Below are 15,991 nucleotides of genomic sequence, written 5' to 3'. Positions count from 1 at the left end.
ATGGCCGAACATCCCAGCACCACCCTGAAATTGAGCGGCCACTTTGCCGAAATTGCCCCTGACCGTTGGCAGGATGGCGCCTTCACTTTGACCGTGGACGGCACCCCGCAGTCGCACGTCAACATGGACGACCCCAGCCAGCTGTTCTTCGAGTACGTGCAGCGCATGGGCCACGTCATCGACCAGCTCTCAGAACCCGGCGCCCCCATCACGGCCATTCACCTCGGTGGCGGCGCCCTCACCCTGCCCCGCTATGTCGAGGCCACACGTCCAGGCTCACGCCAACAGGTCGTGGAGTTGGAATCAGATCTCGTGGACTTTGTTCGCGCCGAACTTCCGTGGTCGAAGCGGGCATCCATTCGCGTTCGTCACGGCGATGCCCGGGAAGTGCTGGCGAAGTTTCCGGCAGGCATGCGCGGAGCCGTCGATCTTCTTGTCGTAGACGTCTTCAGCGGCGCCCGCACTCCGGCCCATGTAACGAGTGTTGAGTTCTACGAGGAAGCGATGACGCTGCTCGCTCCCGAGGGCGTTGTCGTCGTCAACGTTGCTGACGGCCCAGGGCTCGCTTTCGCACGCAGTCAGGCCGCAACGCTCAAGCACACGGTCGGCCATGTGGCCGCGCTCGCCGAGACTCAGATTCTCAAGGGGCGTCGTTTTGGCAACATCGTGCTTGTCGGCTCACCCTCAGCACTGCCCCTGCATTGGATGCCGCGGCTTCTTGCCGGTGGCCCGCACCCCTCAAAAGTGGTCGCCGGAGTGGAACTTTTGGACTTTATTGGCAGCTCTCCGGTGGTCACAGACGCCACTGCGGTGAAATCTCCACCCCCATCCAAAAATATTTTTCAGGTCAAACCGGGTAGAGGATAGACAGATCTGTCCCCTTGTACCCCGATTTTTCTGAGACTTTCGGGGTACAAGCGCTGTACCCTTTTCGCGGTTTTTGGGCGACAACCCCGTAAAAACGGGGTATTTCGTCCCCCAAACGAGTGTGTCTAGTCCCCCATGGTGCGGACATAGCCTGCCCCCCATTACTGGGGACTGTCCTCCTTAGGGAGGACAAGTAGATTCGTTTTTAGGAAGTTGAGAGCGAGGCCCGAACCTCGTTTCTTCTCACCTGAGATGCAGGAACCCGAAACCAGCAGACAGCTTCTTGAATCCCGACCAACCCGAACCACACTCATCCCGGCCTGCTCCGCTGCGCCGCGAAAGGAAATCATGAACAAGCTCGTCAAAGGCTCCATCGCAGGTGCAGCAGGAATCGCCCTTCTCCTCGGTGGAGCAGGAACCCTCGCTACGTGGAACTCCTCAGTAACCGTCGCTTCGCCCGGCAGCATCGCTGCTGGCACGCTCGACATCGCAGCCGGTAGCGGCTCGACCGACGGCTGGAAGCTCGGCACCGCAGCGACCGTCGCGTCGCCCGCCAGCTTCAAGATCGTTCCGGGTGACACCGTCACCTACACCAAGACCTTCAACGTGACCGCAACCGGCGACAACCTCGCCGCTACCGCTGCACTCGGCGCCACCGCGATCACCGCAGCAAGCTCATCCGCTGCAGACACCGCGCTCGCCGCAGCACTCACCGAGTCGGCTACCTTCACCGTCAACGGAGCAGCCACGTCGAGCGTCGTTGCAGCCGCTGGCACACAGCCCGTCGTTGTCTCTGTCACCATCACGTACCCGAAGAGCGCCACCGCCGGAGCCGAGAACAGCTCCAAGCTCGGCGCGGCATCGCTGAGCGGCTTCACCATCACACTCACGCAAAACTAGTTTTACCCGGTTGGGTGTGCGGCCTGGGGGGACGCACACCCGACAATCCTCTTCACATTTCACAGCAGTTTCTCTCATCGAAAGGCGGTGCACCATGGACTCTTCAACAGTTCGCGGCTCGCACCGCCTTGACGTGGTTAACGGTCGCCACCAGCGCCGTGCAGCATCGCCCCTCGCCATCTTCGGCGGAGGAACTCTTGGCGTCGTGAAAGCACTCGCCGTGCTCACCATCGCCGTGTCACTTGGCCTGGTCGGCACCGGCGGTACCTACGCCTACCTCAACTCTTCACTCACCGCGACGCCCGAGCCGACTCTGAGCGCCGGAACAGCCGCGCTCACGGTCGGCACGCAGTCGTTGAACTGGTCAACACTCGCACCGGGCAACTCAGTCACCGGCACCTTCACCATCACCAACACGGGTGACGTGCCCCTCGTGCTTTCAGCAGCGATCGCTGCTGCCGCAACGGGTTCCTCAACGACGAACCCCTTCACGATCTCCGTCGCCAACGGCGCATGCCCCACCTCCGGAACGCCTACGGGAACGCTGAGCAGCACGCTCGCCGCTGGCGCCTCCGCGAGCGCCTGTCTCGTTGTTGCCCTTCCCGACAACGCTCCTGCGAGTGCCCAGTCGACTAACGTTGCCATCACCGCAACGATTTCGGGGGTGCAGCCGTGATCCGATCAGGAGAAAGCGCCGCCACGGTGGGATACCGAGGCATGAAACGCTCCACCCGGATGTCGATCATCGCGGGTGTTGCCGTCTTTCTTACTCTGGTCTCTGGCATCAGCTTTGCCGCTTGGACTGCATCGTCCTCCACAACCGCGACCGCGACTACCGGATCCGTAGCAGTTACCACCGGAACCAGCGCTGGAGCGTCCACGTTTTCTTCCCTCGGGCCATCCACCTACACCGCGAGCAATCAAACGGTCACGAAATCGATCGTTGTTCAGAACACGGGTTCGGTGGCGACATCGTTGAAAGACCTCGTCATCGCTCGCAGCAGCACAAGCACGCTCACCGGATCACTCGTAAGCCTGAAGCTCTGGGTCGGCAGCAGCACCGCTTGCGCCACCAGCACCCCAATCGTGTCCACCACGCTCAGCTCCGGGACGGTGTCGCTCAGCGGGCTCCCTGTTTCGATCAATCCCTCTAGTTCCGCCATTCTTTGTGCTTCAACAACCTTTACCGGCAACATGACTGCTGACGCCGGAAAGTCGCTCACAGCGACGCTCACTGTTCGCACGAACGCTGGAACTTCGTGGATTGCAACTGACAGCCAGACCGAAGCGAAACGCACGATCACGCAGAGCGTGTTCGAGTCCACTGTCCCGAACGCACCGACCGCCATTTCGTGCGAAAACGTGGAGAACGACAAGGAGTACATCACCCTCTCGTGGACTACTCCGAGCGGCTTCACAGCACCCAACGGCGGCTACAACGTCTATCTCGACAATGTCTTGATTGGCAACACGACGAACACAAGCACGCTCATCTCCAACAGAGGAAACAATAGCGGCAACGCAATCGTGACTGACACCGGGAATGGCGCAAGCGGCGGGAATTCTGGAAACCTGACCGTGCGAGCGGTCGCTTCCAATGGATCCACCTCTGCCAGCTCAACTGCGATCTCGCTGCAACCACGCAATGGCAATAGTGGTATCGCATGCGGCTAGGACTTCGCCGGGCATCCGGCCTCGCAGTAATAGTGGCGCTGAGCGTCGTTCTCGGGGCAACTCCCGCGAGCGCCGCGACCGGTGTTGGCGTCGTTGAGCTGAGCGATGACGGCGTGAGCTTCGCCCGCACCTACCCTGGTGTGATCTTCGACAGCATCGCACTCTTGAGCCCCGGTGACAGCCAAAGTGACATCGTGTACGTGCGCAACACCGGCACCGCCGCGGGCTTCCTCCGCGTCACGATGCAAGATGTGTCCTACTCGGATGCCACCTTCGCGAACGCGCTCAGCGTGACAACAAGTACTCCCAGCAATGCGGGCTCAGCCCACGCCATCAGCGGAGCCTCGCCCTGCCTCGTGACCAACGAGGGCGTGACCATTGCCGCCGGACAGACCGTGCCCGTGACCGCAACTCTCGCCCTCGGCAACTTGACTGGCTCGCAGGGTCAAGGAGCGACGGCATCCGTATCGCTGCGGTTCACCCTCTCGGATACGACGCCGGGAACTTTGCCTGCAACGCAGTGCGAAAACTCAGGCTCGACGGTTCCGGTGGTTCCCGCCGTTCCCGGGCCAACGAACGGAACCGGTACAACAGCTACGGGAGCCGGAAGCTCATCAACGCTGCCTATCCCCACTCCGAGCCCCAGCCCTGCGATAGCCGACACTGCGGACGACACGGCGTCAGGCCTCACCCCCACTTTTCCCACCTCATTCAACCTTGACCCCAACTCGTGGCGGCTCTACCAGGAGTACCTTGTACTGATCCTGTTCTTGGCCGCGCTGATCGGCGCCGGCATTTCGTGGCTCGTCGGTCGTCGCTCGCGAAAGGAGACTGACGATGTCTAAGATTTCGACGCGCGCAGACGCTCGCAACAACGTCACAGACGATGAAAGATCGCACGGAGTTCTCTACTACCTCGGCATGGGTATTAGCGGAGGACTATTCGCCTTGGTGTTACTCGTCGGCGCCCTCGTCATCATCATCCCCAACCTCGCGGGCGCGCAGCCCCTCACCGTGCTGACAAGCTCGATGGAACCGAGCCTTCCCCCGGGAACGCTCATCGTCGTCAAGCCCATCGACACCAACGAGATCATCGTTGGGGATGTCATCACCTACCAAATCGAGTCAGGCAAGGCCGGTGTCATTACTCACCGCGTCACCGGAATCACCAACTCGAGCGACGGCACCCGCACCTTTACGCTCAAGGGCGACAACAATGACGTCGCCGACGAACTGCAAGTGCTGCCTGTTCAGGTGCAGGGCAAGCTCTGGTACAGCGTTCCGTGGATTGGCTACGTCAGCAATTTCGTGAACGGCAGCGCCACGACGTGGCTTGTTCCCGTCATCGCCATCGCGCTGTTCGTGTATGCCGGCTTCATGATCGCCAGCGGTGTCATCTCGAGCGCCCGCAAGCGCAAGCGACGCCGGGCGCGAGCTCAGCGCGAAGCCGATCGGGCGGCATCCATCGAAGCAGCAACTGACGCGGATGCGGTCGAGCCGGTCGATAACCGCGTGCGGTTGGGCTAGAACTTTTTCGATTAGCCTCAACAGGTGGCTGAACTTTCCCGAGTGCGCGTGTGGGCTGATGCGCTCATCCGATTGCACTTGGATGACAGCTGGCAGTTCACCTTTGACAACGCCAAAACACGCGCCGGGCTCTGCAACTTCACGTATAAGCGCATCTCGGTGTCGCGGTATTTGGCTGCGCGGTATGAGGATGACGAGATCCACCAAATCTTGCTGCATGAGATTGCGCACGCGATGGCTGGCCCCGGTGCCGGCCATGGGGCCCAGTGGAAGGTCATTGCGAAGGAGCTCGGCTATGAGGGAAAACGCCTGCACGGCGGAGCCATCGCCGATGAATTCGCGCCCTGGGTTGGTACTTGCCCGGCAGGCCACCAACACTTTCGCTACCGCAAACCGACCCGGCCGCTGGCGTGCGGACTGTGCTCCCGTCGCTTCAGCACGGCCAACCGCATCGACTGGGTGCACCGGGTTGTGTCGCGGCCTCGCGGGTAGCCGCGAGCGCACTCGGTCACGGGGTGTCGCGTAACCGGCGATAATGGTTAGGTGCAGCATCCCGAAACCACCACTCCTACTGGCACGCCCAGAACCATGCCCGCCAACACGCCCGCGAGCGACAACGCCGGCGGTGCGACTGGCCAATGGTTTAAGTCGCGCACGTCACGTCAGTGGTGGTTCGATTCTGGCGCCCGCGCGCTCGACTTCGCCTACACCGGTGCGATGGGCAACAATCCCGAGTGGGAGCGCCTGCACACCCCAGCCGATCTGGCGACGTGGCTTGAGGGTCGCTTTGAAGCCTGCGATGGCACCGTCACCGATCGTGACCTCACGGATGCGAAGGGTCTACGCGAAGCGATTGCGTCGATCGCCACCACGCTGAGCGTGAACGGTGACCCCGACCCGAAGCAGATCGACATCATCAACCTGTTCGCGGCGACCCCGGATGTTCCCCCGCGGCTAGCGGGAGGAAACCTGCAGGCAGGCCGCACGCGCGTTCGCACCGGCCAAGCCCTCGCGACGATGGCGCGTGAAGCCGTCTTCTTGTTTGGCGAAGAGCAGCACGAACGCATCCGGGAGTGCGCTGCCGACGATTGCGCTCTCGTCTTCTACGACGAATCCCGCTCCAATAACCGCCGCTGGTGCTCGATGCAGCGCTGCGGTAACCGCGCAAAAGTGCGCAGCCATCGTGCCCGCACTGCGGCACGCTAACTGCGCACTAGAGAAAGTTGTCGATTAGTCGACGAACTGAACCTCTTTCCAGAAGGTGACGTAGTTGGAGAAGTCTTTGCCGACGCGCTCTGCGGCTCCCGGGAGGATGTTCGGGTAGCTAAAAGCGCGGTCCTGGAACTTCTGGCCGTTGGCGCTGACGATGAAGTACTGGCAGTCACCCTTCCACGGGCAGTGGTACGGGGTGGGGCTCTTCTCGAGCAGTTCGTGGTTCACGCTGGCCGGCGGGAAATACCAGTTGCCCTCAATCTTGAGGAGATCTTCCTTGGGTGCTTCTGCGATGACGGTGTCGCCGATTACTGCCTTCATACTGTCCTCCGTTGAGTCGATGTCGTGAGTCAATGACAGGTAGCTCAGTCAGTGACTATTCGGTTCAACGCTCACAGCGCGAGGGTCATTCCCGAACGAGTTGCCGACTGTGCTGAACGATGGCAAAACTGGCTGCAGCGTTGCTGACAATGGCCTCATCGAGGGCGCCGCGTCCGGCATCCTGAATCAGCAGCTGGCCTGCCGTACTCGCCGACAGCAGGTGGTTGTGGGCAGGCTGCAAGCCGGTAAACGCAGCGACGGCGGATGCCGCTTCCGGCGAAATGTAGTCAATGCCGGCATCGGCGAGAGCATCTACGATCGCACCCGCCGCGAGGAGGTCGTCGACGGTGAACCCGCCGTGCGCGTTTCCGGCAGCGATAACGGCGACGGTGAAGCGGTCACCTTTGAGTTCTTGTTGCGCGATGACCCATCCGGCGACGGCCTTGGCTGCCCCGGTGCCGGCGCTGAGAATCGAGAATGTTCCGGGCAACTCGGGGGCGGGCGTTGAACCGTCGGCGAGAGCATCCGCCCACACGACAACGTCGGCACCGGTGCTCAGCTCGAGCGCTTGGGCGCCGCCGAAGCCAAAGCGAACTTGGTACTGGGGTTGGGTGCGGGGATCGTTCACTTCTTGAGGTTAAACGCGGCGGTCGTCTCGGTCACGTTGGGTTACAGAATGTGACATCAGACGCGGGCGGGCGGCTGCGGACTGCCGCATCGCTGCAATGACGAAATCACGCAGCTATTCAGCAGGGTTCGGAGCCCCACTCGGCACGACCGCAACCTTGCCGCTGCCATGGCTGGAGGCGATCTGGTCGATCGCGTCAACGACTCCGTCGAGCCCGACAACGCGTTCGATCGCGGGAACGAGCTCGCCGGATGCGAGCAACTCGGCCAGGTAGGTGAGGTCGTCGGGCGTGGGTGCAGCGGTGAACTGGTGGAAGGAGACATCCGTCCCTTTGAAGGCCCGCCCCATGCGCATCAGGTGGAAGACGGGGCCGACCCACCGGTTGGTCATGGGGCCGCTGACTCCCACGACGCGGGCGCCGGGAGCAAGGATGCTGCGCAGCTCGTCTGCGGTTCGGTTGCCCATGAGGTCGAAGACCACGTCGTACTGGCCGCCGGCCGCGATGTAGTCCTCGCTTTCGTAGTCGATGACGCGCGTAGCGCCCAAGGCCCGCGATTGCTCCACGTTGCGACCGCTGCAGACTGCAGTGATCTCCGTTGCGCCGAGAATGCGAGCGAGCTGCACGGCAAACGTGCCGACTCCACCCGCTGCACCATTGATGAGCACGCGGTCACCGGGCTGCACTGCGCCTTCGCGTCGCAAGCCCTGCAGCGCGGTCAGGCCAGCGACCGGCGTTGCTCCGGCCGCCACGAAGTCGACGCCCGCCGGCAGCACAACACAGTTCTTGGCGGTGACAGACGCGTACTCGGCGAATGCTCCGCCGGCTGCCTCGCCAAAGACAGCATCTCCGATCGCGAAGCCGGTAACGCCCTCGCCGACCGCAAGCACGCGCCCCGCGACATCCGCTCCCGGGCTGAGACGCTTGGGTTTACGCAGCCCCATGACCAATCGAACGAACAGCGGCGTGCCACTCAGGATGCGCCAGTCGAGAGCGTTCGCGGAAGAACCAAGCACCTGCACTAGTAGCTTTCCCGGCGTGACAGCGGGAGTCGGAATGGTCTCGATCGCCAGGACATCTGTGTCGCCATAGCGCCGAGCAGTCACGGCCGTCATCGTCTCGGGTATCGCCCCGGCGGTGCTCGGATTCGAACTCGTGTGGGGAGGAATGGGCATCGCGGCTCCTGCCGAATCGGTGCCCACAGTTTAGGACGAGCCTGCGCCACTTGGTTCTTTTCTGTTCCACTCTGGATTCCTGAATCGCACTGGTAGAAACTATGACTATGCGCGTTCTGCTGAAGCTCGTACTCGATTGTGACCCCGACGACGCGTGGCGTGCCATCCGCAGCCCGCACGTGTTTCAACAAGTGTCGGCCCCGCTGACGACCTTCAAATCCTTGGAGGTCGGCGGCTTTCCTGAGCTGTGGCAGCCCGGCGAGCATCCGGTCAATATGGCAGCGCTCGGCCTTGTAACGGTTGGTCAGCAAGTAATCGACATATCGTTCGAGGAGGCCCCTCATGGTGTTCGCCTCGTGCGCGACCGTGGCCGCGGCCTCAGCGGCCCCCTCGCTCTCGTCACCGAGTGGGAACACACGATGGCCGTCAGCCCCGCTCCCGGGGGAAAAACTCTGTATCGCGACCAGTTGATCTTTAGCGCTGGCATTCTCACTCCCCTGCTGTGGCCGCTCTATTGGGCCTTCTGGCAGTGGCGTGGTGCCGCACTGCAGCGACTTGCCCCAACGTGGAGTTGGGGCACAACAAGAAGAACTAATCTCAATCTTTAGGTTGACCGTTGTGGCTTCAGCCGTCGGCGTGAGCCGAATCGTGGGCGCGAAAGGAACACGCGGTGCCTCGACTGCGGCGAAGCAATACAACAGGGCGCGGCTACTCGCGCGTGCGATCGGGCCGGGGATTCAGCTACCGCGACCCTGCTGGCGAAACAGTAACCGAGGCCGATCTCAAGGCGCGTTTCGGCTCGCTGGGCATCCCACCGGCATGGACTGACGTGTGGATTTGTCCGTACGAAAACGGTCACGTGCTTGCGACCGGCTTCGACGAGGCAGGCCGTCGCCAATACATCTACCACCCGGCCTGGCGTGAGCGTCAAGATCGCGTGAAGTTCGACCGCGCGCTCGAACTCGCGGCAGTGCTCCCCGGCGCCCGCGGTGTCGTCACCCGTACTTTGCGCTCCAGCGACGACCCCCGCGAGCGCACTCGTGCCGCCGCGTTTCGGATGCTCGACACCGGCTCATTGCGCGTCGGCAGCGAACGCTATGCCGAAGAGCACGGCAGCCACGGCCTCTCCACTCTGCTGTGCGACCACGTCACCGTCATCGGCGACCGCGTGCAACTCTGTTTTCCCGGCAAGAGCGGCCAGCAGTGGGAAAGCGAAATAGTGGATGCCGATCTCGCCGAGTTCATCCGGCGACGCCTGCGCAGTGCTCCCGATGCATCGGTACTGTCGTGGCGGGAGGGCCGCGAGCGCCGGTCGCTGACCGCTGCGGACATCAACGACTACGTTCGCGAACGCACCGGTGGCGACTTCACCGCCAAGGACTTTCGCACGCTGCGCGGCACGATTGCGGCGGCATCAAGTCTGGCGGTGAGCGCAGCCGCATCCGACGTGGCAGTGAAGAAACTGAGCCAACGGGCACGCTCGCGCGTCATCCGAGAGGCGATGGAGGCCGCCGCGGAGGTGCTCGGCAATACGCCCGCCATCGCGAAGAAAAGCTACGTCGATCCCCGCATCGTTGACCTGTTCTCGGCGGGTGAGACCATCGATCCGCACCGTCTCGCCTCCGCGGAAAGTGAAGTGCGTCTGTTAATCTCCCGCGACTGAGTCAAACGCTGGCCTTGTGTGGCGAGTGGTTTGAGCGCATTCTGAACGGATGGCGCACTCACGGCAGGCCATCACCATCGACGGCCACTCCCTCACCCTGAGCAATCTCGACAAGGTGCTCTACCCAGAAACGGGAACCACCAAAGCCGACGTTCTTGAGTACTACGACGCCGTCGCCGACTTGGTCATCGCGCACTCCCACGACCGCCCTGCCACCCGAAAGCGCTGGGTTGACGGGGTAGGAACTGCTGAGAACCCGGGCGCTTTCTTCTTTCAGAAAAACCTCGAAAACTTCGCGCCTGACTGGATTGCTCGCCGCACAATGAAACACAAAGACCACTCCAACGTGTACCCGCTCGTCAACGACCGCGCGACTCTCGCCTGGTTCGCTCAGGTGGCTGCCCTCGAACTTCATGTTCCGCAGTGGCGATTCGGCAAGAACGGCCAGCCCAAGAATCCCGATCGGCTAGTGCTCGACCTTGACCCCGGCGAGGGCGTCGGGCTGCCCGAGTGCGCCGAAGTCGCGCGCTACGCTCGCGCGCTATTGGAAGACATGGATCTGAAACCGGTGCCGGTGACCAGCGGGAGCAAAGGCATCCACGTGTATGCAGGCCTCGATGGCCGCTCCAACTCTCAGAAGATGTCAGCGGTGGCGCACGAGCTTGCGCGAGCGTTAGAGGCCGATCATCCCGACCTCGTCGTCAGCGACATGAAGCGTTCGCTGCGCCCCGGCAAGGTGCTCGTCGACTGGAGCCAAAACAGTGCCGCCAAGACCACGGTGACGCCGTATTCGTTGCGCGGGCGCCTCCATCCCACCGTGGCAACGCCGCGCACCTGGCACGAACTTGCCGACCCCAACCTTGCTCAACTGGGGTACCGCGAAGTGATGGAACGGGTGACGCAGCTCGAGGATCCGCTCGCCGCACTGTCGGCTGCGCGAGATAACCTGAAGCCATGACCGCCCTTGAGGTAGCCGACTGGCGCCGCCGCAACTTTGCTCTCTACGCCGCTATCCGCGAGAACCCGGATGCCGCGAGCGCCCACGCCGCTTGGCGGGCGGGTCGAGATGAGATGTTTGCCACGCATCCAGCTTCGCCGCTCTTGCCGGAGGACGTGCGCGGCTTTAAGGGGCTGCCGTTCGAGGCCTACGATCCCGCTTGGCGTTTCGAGGCATCCATTGTTCCGGGCGACGGTCGCCGCATGAACGTCGAGACCGGAACGGATGGCGTGGTGCCGTTCGACCTGCTGGGCACGGTCGAGATTGATTCGGTTGGCTCGCTCGATGTGTGGCGCCTTGCTTCGTATGGCGGCGGCATCTTCATCCCCGTGAAGGATGCTCTTTCTCGCGTGAAGGGTGGAACCTACGGTGGTGGCCGCTACCTTCTCGACACCGTCAAGGGTGCCGATCTCGGACCGGGTAGTACCCCCGAGTCGCTCGTGCTCGACTTCAACTTTGCGTACAACCCGTCATGCGCCTATGACCCGGCGTGGGCGTGCCCGCTCGCGCAGGCCGGCAATACTCTGGCTGGGCAAGTGCCGGTAGGCGAGCGCTACTAGAGGCATAACTGCTACGCTGGGGTTACTTGCGAAACAATTGTGTTTCCCTGCGTCGTAGAACGCTTCCCTCTTCTCGCCCACGTCAATCAGAAACGTGCGGCTCGTAGAAAACTTTCTCCGGCGAACTGGAGTAATCCGCGCCGAACGAAAGTTCGAGATCTGACCTGTGTGCCGCACCCGTGCGAAACGCCTGATTGGGTCGGTGTAGATCAGCACTGCCACGTTCATTTTGAACTGTGCCCGTGTGCCTCCGGTGTAACGCCCATCTGTTACTTATGCCTGAAAGGCACCATTACTTTGACTGAACAAACTTTTAGCTCGCTTGGCGTACCCGCGCCTCTCGTTGCTGCTCTTGCAGCCGACGGCAAGACCACGCCGTTCCCCATCCAGCTCGACACCCTGCCTGACACGCTCAACGGTCGCGATGTTCTCGGCCGCGGAAAGACAGGCTCGGGCAAGACCCTCGCCTTCTCTCTTCCGATGGTTGCTCGCCTCGGTGGCACACTCTCCGGTGGCAAGCGTCGCCCGGGTCGCCCGCTGGGTCTCGTGCTCGCACCGACCCGCGAGCTCGCCACACAGATCTCTGCTGTGATCGAACCTCTCGCTGCCGCGTATGGCCTCAACACCACCACAATCTTCGGTGGCGTGAGTCAGAACCGCCAGGTTGCTGCCCTCAAGGCCGGCGTCGACATTATCGTTGCCTGCCCCGGTCGCCTCGAAGACCTCATGAAGCAGGGCTTCGTGAGCCTTGACGCAATCGAGATCACCGTGCTTGACGAGGCCGACCACATGGCCGACCTTGGATTCTTGCCCGTCGTGACCCGCATCCTCGACAAGACCCCCAGCAATGGACAGCGGATGCTGTTCAGCGCCACCCTCGACAACGGTGTAGACAAGCTGGTTCGCCGCTTCCTCCACAACGAGGTTCTGCACTCGGTCGACGAAGCAAACTCGCACGTCTCCGCCATGACCCACCACGTCTTCGAGACCGAGAGCGTCGAATCCAAGCGCGTTCTCATCGAGAAGCTTGCTTCGGGCACCGGCCGCCGCATCCTCTTCATGCGCACCAAGCACCACGCCAAGAAGCTGGCACGCCAGTTGACGGATGCCGGAATCCCCGCCGTCGACCTGCACGGAAACCTCTCGCAGGTTGCCCGTGACCGTAACCTCGCCGCGTTCTCCGCTGGCGACGTGAAGGTGCTTGTTGCTACTGACGTCGCAGCCCGCGGCGTGCACGTCGACAACATTGAGCTGGTCATCCACGTTGACCCGCCCGCCGAGCACAAGGCATACCTGCACCGCAGTGGCCGTACCGCTCGTGCCGGAGAAGAGGGCGACGTTGTCACGATCGTTCTTCCGACCCAGCGCAAAGACACTGCAGCACTGCTGCGTAAGGCCGCCATCACGGTGACCCCGCAGCACGTCAACGCCAAGTCAGAAGCCGTCGTGGCCCTGACCGGTGAAGTAGCCGAATACGTCAAGCCTGCGCCTCGCGCAGCAGCTCCCGCCCGTGGCCAGTCACAGGGTGGACGTTCGCAGGGTGCAAACGCCCAGCGCAAGCGTTCACGTCGCGACGGCGAAGGCGGATTCTACGAAGGCGAACGTGATGGTGCCCGTGAGGGTGGCCGTGGTGGCGCCGGTGGACGTGGCGGAGCCGGTGGACGTGGCGGCAACGGAGGTAACTCTCGTGGTGGCCGTAACGGTGCCGCTCGCGATGGCCAGGCACGTGATGGCGCTCGCGACGGCGCTCGTGGCGGCCAACAGCGTAACGATCGTCAAGGCTCCGGCCGTGGCGCCGTCGTTGCCGGTTCAGGCTCAAGCGAACAGCGCTCAACTCAGCAGCCGCGCCAGCAGCAAGCTGAAGCTCCCACGCGTCCGCGCGGCGGCAAGGGCCGCGCTCAGGCCGGAAGCGGACCCGTTCGCGTTGGCCAGGTAGTGCGACCCAACCGTCGTGCTTCGAGCAGCGGGCGCTAAGGCTCAGCGCAACACAGCTTTACCGTCTGAGGGCGGCGAATCTCACCCAGCAATGCTGGGTTGGGGTTCGTCGCCCTTCGGCGTTTAACTGGTGGTGGGGCTCGCGAGTTACGGCAGAACGCCGACGGAAGCGAGGGCGGCGCGCAAGAGTGCTCCGCGGCCGCCTTCCATGTCGGCGGTGACGTCGTCGGAGACCGCTGCGGCGGGGCTCAACCAGGTGAGCTCAAGCGCATCCTGACGCGGTTCGCACGTACCCGTGACAGGAACGACGTAGGCCATCGAAACGGCGTGCTGGCGGGGATCAGTGAACTGGCTATCGCCGGGCCACGGGAAGTACTCGGCGACCATGAACGGGGTCGGGCTTGCGGGCAAAAGTGGGAAGGCCATCGGGCCCAGATCCTTTTCCAGATGACGGAACAGGGCATCGCGCAACGTCTCGCCAAACATGACACGGCCAGAGACGAGGGTGCGAGTAATCTCACCATCGTTGCCGCGCACCAGAGTGCCGACCTCAGTGACGCGACCCAGCCCATCTACTCGCACAGGAACCGCCTCTACATAGAGCAGCGGCAGTCGCCTGCGGGTCTCCGCAAGCTCCTCATCTGAAAGCCAAGACGAGTTGGGATCTGGTGTGCCGACGGAGCTCATGCTCCATTGTCACCCATCGTGCGGGTTTGGCGTGCACGATGTCGGCGGTCGGATGCCGCGGCGGGCTTGCCCTGGCCGGTGACTAGTCGCCCACAATCCCGCTTTCTCTCGCGCAGTGCACAGCTCGCGCACTCCACGCTGGAGGCACCAGCCCCCCGAATTAGCGTTCATGTCTCAGGCACTCGCCTGTCTTGCGAAAGGGAACCCATGACCGATCAGACACCCCGCGACAGTCCACCTCAGCGTCCCCTTCCGGTGGACGGGTCGGCGCACGACCCGGCAAGTGCTGGAGACCCGACCCCACGACGCGGGTTACCGCGCTGGGCGTGGGCGCTCATCGCCGCCGGCGGACTCGTGTTCATTGGTATCGCCGCAGCGTTCGTCGTGACCGCAAGTCTCGTCTTCGGCACTCCACCAGCAGCGGATTGCGACAATGATCGCTGCAATTCTGAAGGCACAGCGATCACGAAGGGAAAGTCAACGCAATCGCCTGCGCCGCTGGCTGGTGGCGTTGAACACATCCCGCTGACGACATTGGCGGTGTTTGATGGGCAGCCGGTGTGGGCTTGGCAAATGACTCCTGACTGGAAGCACGTCACCTTCGACGACAATGGCGTCAATGTGTGGCAGCACGACGAAACCGGGTGTTCGCTCATCACGTCGCAAACTGTTGCTAGCCAGATGGCTGAGAGTCCCACTGACAGCATTCCCTCAGAAGAAATGGTCGATGGCGTCATTGAGGCTTACGCCGACAAAGGCCCCGAAGCCTCGGTTCTTGACGTGGGAACCATCGACGTCACTTTTTCTACAACACAAGGCGAAAGCGCAATCGAATTCGCCACAGGAACTCTGGCGCTCACCTTACCAACTGGCGAACATCAGGTTGCAGAAGTCATTGCCCGCTCGATGCCCGACTCCGGCACCTCGCTCGTCGCAACGATGACGTGTGATCCCGCAGTGCACGCTGCAGCAGCCGAGCCCTACGGTCAACTCCGGGCAATTTTGGCGGTGATCATTCACCCCTAAGCCTGCTGTGCGGAGCTTTCAAAGATTGATGCTTACCACCGTCGGCCCCTAGCTGCGCCGCGTAGGCTTTGCTCCATGCAGATCGATTCCTCCGCAGTTCTTTGGTCGGCCCCTGAACGCGAACGGGCCGGCCGCCCGCTCATCGTGCTGTTACACGGGTACGGCTCCCACGAGGGCGATCTGTTCTCGCTCGCTCCCGCCCTGCCACTCGGCCCCGTGATTGCCTCGCTGCGAGCGCCAATCCCCGAAAGCGGCGGGTTCTCGTGGTTCCCCATCGACCTCAGCGGTGGCGGGCTCCCCCAGGTTTCTGGCGTGGATGACGCCGCCAACGCCGTGCTCGAATGGCTCGATGCTCAGCAGTACACGAGTGTGAGCCTCCTCGGTTTCTCGCAAGGGGCCGCCATGGCCCTCCAACTCTTGCGGCTAGCCCCGGAACGCTTCACGAGTGCCGTCGCACTCTCCGGCTTCGTGGCCAGTGCCGAGCATCCCGGAGATGCGGCGCTCACGGCCATCCGCCCGCCCGTGTTTTGGGGTCGCGGCACGGATGATCCAGTGATTCCCGCGGCGGCAATTGAGCGCACCGAAGACTGGCTCGTCGATCACACGCGCGCCGAGACCCGCATCTATGAGGGGCTCGCGCACGCGATCTCGACCGATGAGCTCAACGACTTTGTGAGCTTTCTGCACACGCACTCATAGCGGTTCACGGTGCGGCCGCGAGTGAACGGCGGTTGCGGTGGTTCATCGTTGCCGCCGTTGGCAGTCGCGCTGCACGCCTGCGGCGAAATCCGTAGGGCTCTGTCAGGGGTTGCGGCGAAGAT

General features: G+C 62.8%; 18 protein-coding genes and 1 pseudogene. 15 read left to right on the top strand and 4 right to left on the bottom strand.

The window, feature by feature from the left end; all coding sequences use genetic code 11:
* From I6E60_RS03560 to I6E60_RS03525, 8 genes are all read left to right on the top strand, one after another.
* Entirely contained in the window at nt 1–867 is an 867-nt protein-coding gene (locus I6E60_RS03560; RefSeq protein WP_100388164.1) for a spermidine synthase, read from the top strand.
* 348 nt (nt 868–1,215) lie between these two features.
* Entirely contained in the window at nt 1,216–1,767 is a 552-nt protein-coding gene (locus tag I6E60_RS03555; protein ID WP_197178933.1) for an alternate-type signal peptide domain-containing protein, read from the top strand.
* Between the two features lie 94 nt (nt 1,768–1,861).
* A complete protein-coding gene (locus tag I6E60_RS03550) occupies nt 1,862–2,443 on the top strand; it encodes a TasA family protein (RefSeq protein WP_197178931.1) in 582 nt (193 codons plus the stop codon).
* Between the two features lie 41 nt (nt 2,444–2,484).
* Nucleotides 2,485–3,441 carry a hypothetical protein gene (locus I6E60_RS03545; protein WP_197178929.1) on the top strand — a complete coding sequence of 319 codons (957 nt, stop codon included), beginning with the start codon at nt 2,485–2,487 and terminating at the stop codon, nt 3,439–3,441.
* A complete protein-coding gene (locus I6E60_RS03540; RefSeq protein ID WP_197178927.1) occupies nt 3,432–4,286 on the top strand; it encodes a hypothetical protein in 855 nt (284 codons plus the stop codon). The genes I6E60_RS03545 and I6E60_RS03540 overlap by 10 nt, the downstream gene beginning before the upstream one ends.
* Entirely contained in the window at nt 4,279–4,968 is a 690-nt protein-coding gene (locus I6E60_RS03535) for a signal peptidase I (RefSeq protein WP_197178925.1), read from the top strand. Before I6E60_RS03540 ends, I6E60_RS03535 begins: the two co-directional genes overlap by 8 nt.
* A 24-nt stretch (nt 4,969–4,992) precedes the next feature.
* Entirely contained in the window at nt 4,993–5,460 is a 468-nt protein-coding gene (locus tag I6E60_RS03530) for a SprT-like domain-containing protein (RefSeq protein ID WP_197178923.1), read from the top strand.
* Between the two features lie 51 nt (nt 5,461–5,511).
* Nucleotides 5,512–6,174 carry a CGNR zinc finger domain-containing protein gene (locus I6E60_RS03525; RefSeq protein WP_197178922.1) on the top strand — a complete coding sequence of 221 codons (663 nt, stop codon included), beginning with the start codon at nt 5,512–5,514 and terminating at the stop codon, nt 6,172–6,174.
* Between the two features lie 24 nt (nt 6,175–6,198).
* Here I6E60_RS03525 and I6E60_RS03520 read toward each other — a convergent pair whose 3' ends face one another.
* The 3 genes from I6E60_RS03520 to I6E60_RS03510 form a co-directional block, all read right to left on the bottom strand.
* Complete coding sequence (locus I6E60_RS03520; protein ID WP_197123043.1) at nt 6,199–6,501, bottom strand: DUF427 domain-containing protein; 303 nt, start codon at nt 6,499–6,501, stop codon at nt 6,199–6,201.
* 85 nt (nt 6,502–6,586) lie between these two features.
* On the bottom strand, nt 6,587–7,129 hold the full coding sequence (locus I6E60_RS03515) for a 2-phosphosulfolactate phosphatase (RefSeq protein ID WP_197178921.1): 543 nt from the start codon (nt 7,127–7,129) through the stop codon (nt 6,587–6,589).
* Between the two features lie 114 nt (nt 7,130–7,243).
* Nucleotides 7,244–8,302 carry an NAD(P)-dependent alcohol dehydrogenase gene (locus I6E60_RS03510; protein WP_197178920.1) on the bottom strand — a complete coding sequence of 353 codons (1,059 nt, stop codon included), beginning with the start codon at nt 8,300–8,302 and terminating at the stop codon, nt 7,244–7,246.
* 101 nt (nt 8,303–8,403) lie between these two features.
* On the opposite strand from I6E60_RS03510, the gene I6E60_RS03505 reads away from it, so the two are divergent.
* The 5 genes and pseudogenes from I6E60_RS03505 (at nt 8,404) to I6E60_RS03485 (ending at nt 13,496) form a co-directional block, all read left to right on the top strand.
* Complete coding sequence (locus tag I6E60_RS03505) at nt 8,404–8,910, top strand: hypothetical protein (RefSeq protein WP_231601115.1); 507 nt, start codon at nt 8,404–8,406, stop codon at nt 8,908–8,910.
* Nucleotides 8,911–8,972: 62 nt separating this feature from the next.
* The gene (locus I6E60_RS03500) at nt 8,973–9,965 is read left to right on the top strand and encodes a DNA topoisomerase IB (RefSeq protein ID WP_197178919.1); all 993 of its coding nucleotides are present in this window, start codon (nt 8,973–8,975) and stop codon (nt 9,963–9,965) included.
* Between the two features lie 49 nt (nt 9,966–10,014).
* Nucleotides 10,015–10,899: pseudogene (ligD, locus tag I6E60_RS03495) on the top strand (non-homologous end-joining DNA ligase); the annotation flags it as partial.
* 20 nt (nt 10,900–10,919) lie between these two features.
* Entirely contained in the window at nt 10,920–11,522 is a 603-nt protein-coding gene (locus I6E60_RS03490) for a DUF1684 domain-containing protein (protein WP_197178917.1), read from the top strand.
* Between the two features lie 297 nt (nt 11,523–11,819).
* Nucleotides 11,820–13,496 carry a DEAD/DEAH box helicase gene (locus I6E60_RS03485; RefSeq protein ID WP_197178915.1) on the top strand — a complete coding sequence of 559 codons (1,677 nt, stop codon included), beginning with the start codon at nt 11,820–11,822 and terminating at the stop codon, nt 13,494–13,496.
* A 108-nt stretch (nt 13,497–13,604) separates the two neighbouring features.
* Here I6E60_RS03485 and I6E60_RS03480 read toward each other — a convergent pair whose 3' ends face one another.
* A complete protein-coding gene (locus I6E60_RS03480) occupies nt 13,605–14,144 on the bottom strand; it encodes an NUDIX hydrolase family protein (protein ID WP_197123033.1) in 540 nt (179 codons plus the stop codon).
* A 207-nt stretch (nt 14,145–14,351) separates the two neighbouring features.
* Between I6E60_RS03480 and I6E60_RS03475 the strand changes: the two genes are divergently transcribed.
* The gene (locus tag I6E60_RS03475) at nt 14,352–15,170 is read left to right on the top strand and encodes a hypothetical protein (RefSeq protein ID WP_197178913.1); all 819 of its coding nucleotides are present in this window, start codon (nt 14,352–14,354) and stop codon (nt 15,168–15,170) included.
* Nucleotides 15,171–15,245: 75 nt separating this feature from the next.
* The gene (locus I6E60_RS03470) at nt 15,246–15,869 is read left to right on the top strand and encodes an alpha/beta hydrolase (protein WP_197178910.1); all 624 of its coding nucleotides are present in this window, start codon (nt 15,246–15,248) and stop codon (nt 15,867–15,869) included.
* The last annotated feature ends 122 nt before the right edge of the window (nt 15,870–15,991 follow it).

It is taken from the genome of Salinibacterium sp. SWN167 (genome assembly GCF_015864665.1).
In the GTDB taxonomy this organism is placed as follows: Bacteria; Actinomycetota; Actinomycetes; order Actinomycetales; family Microbacteriaceae; genus Rhodoglobus.
Note: the sequence above shows the minus strand (reverse complement) of the source record. Positions and strands in the feature narration are given on the sequence as shown.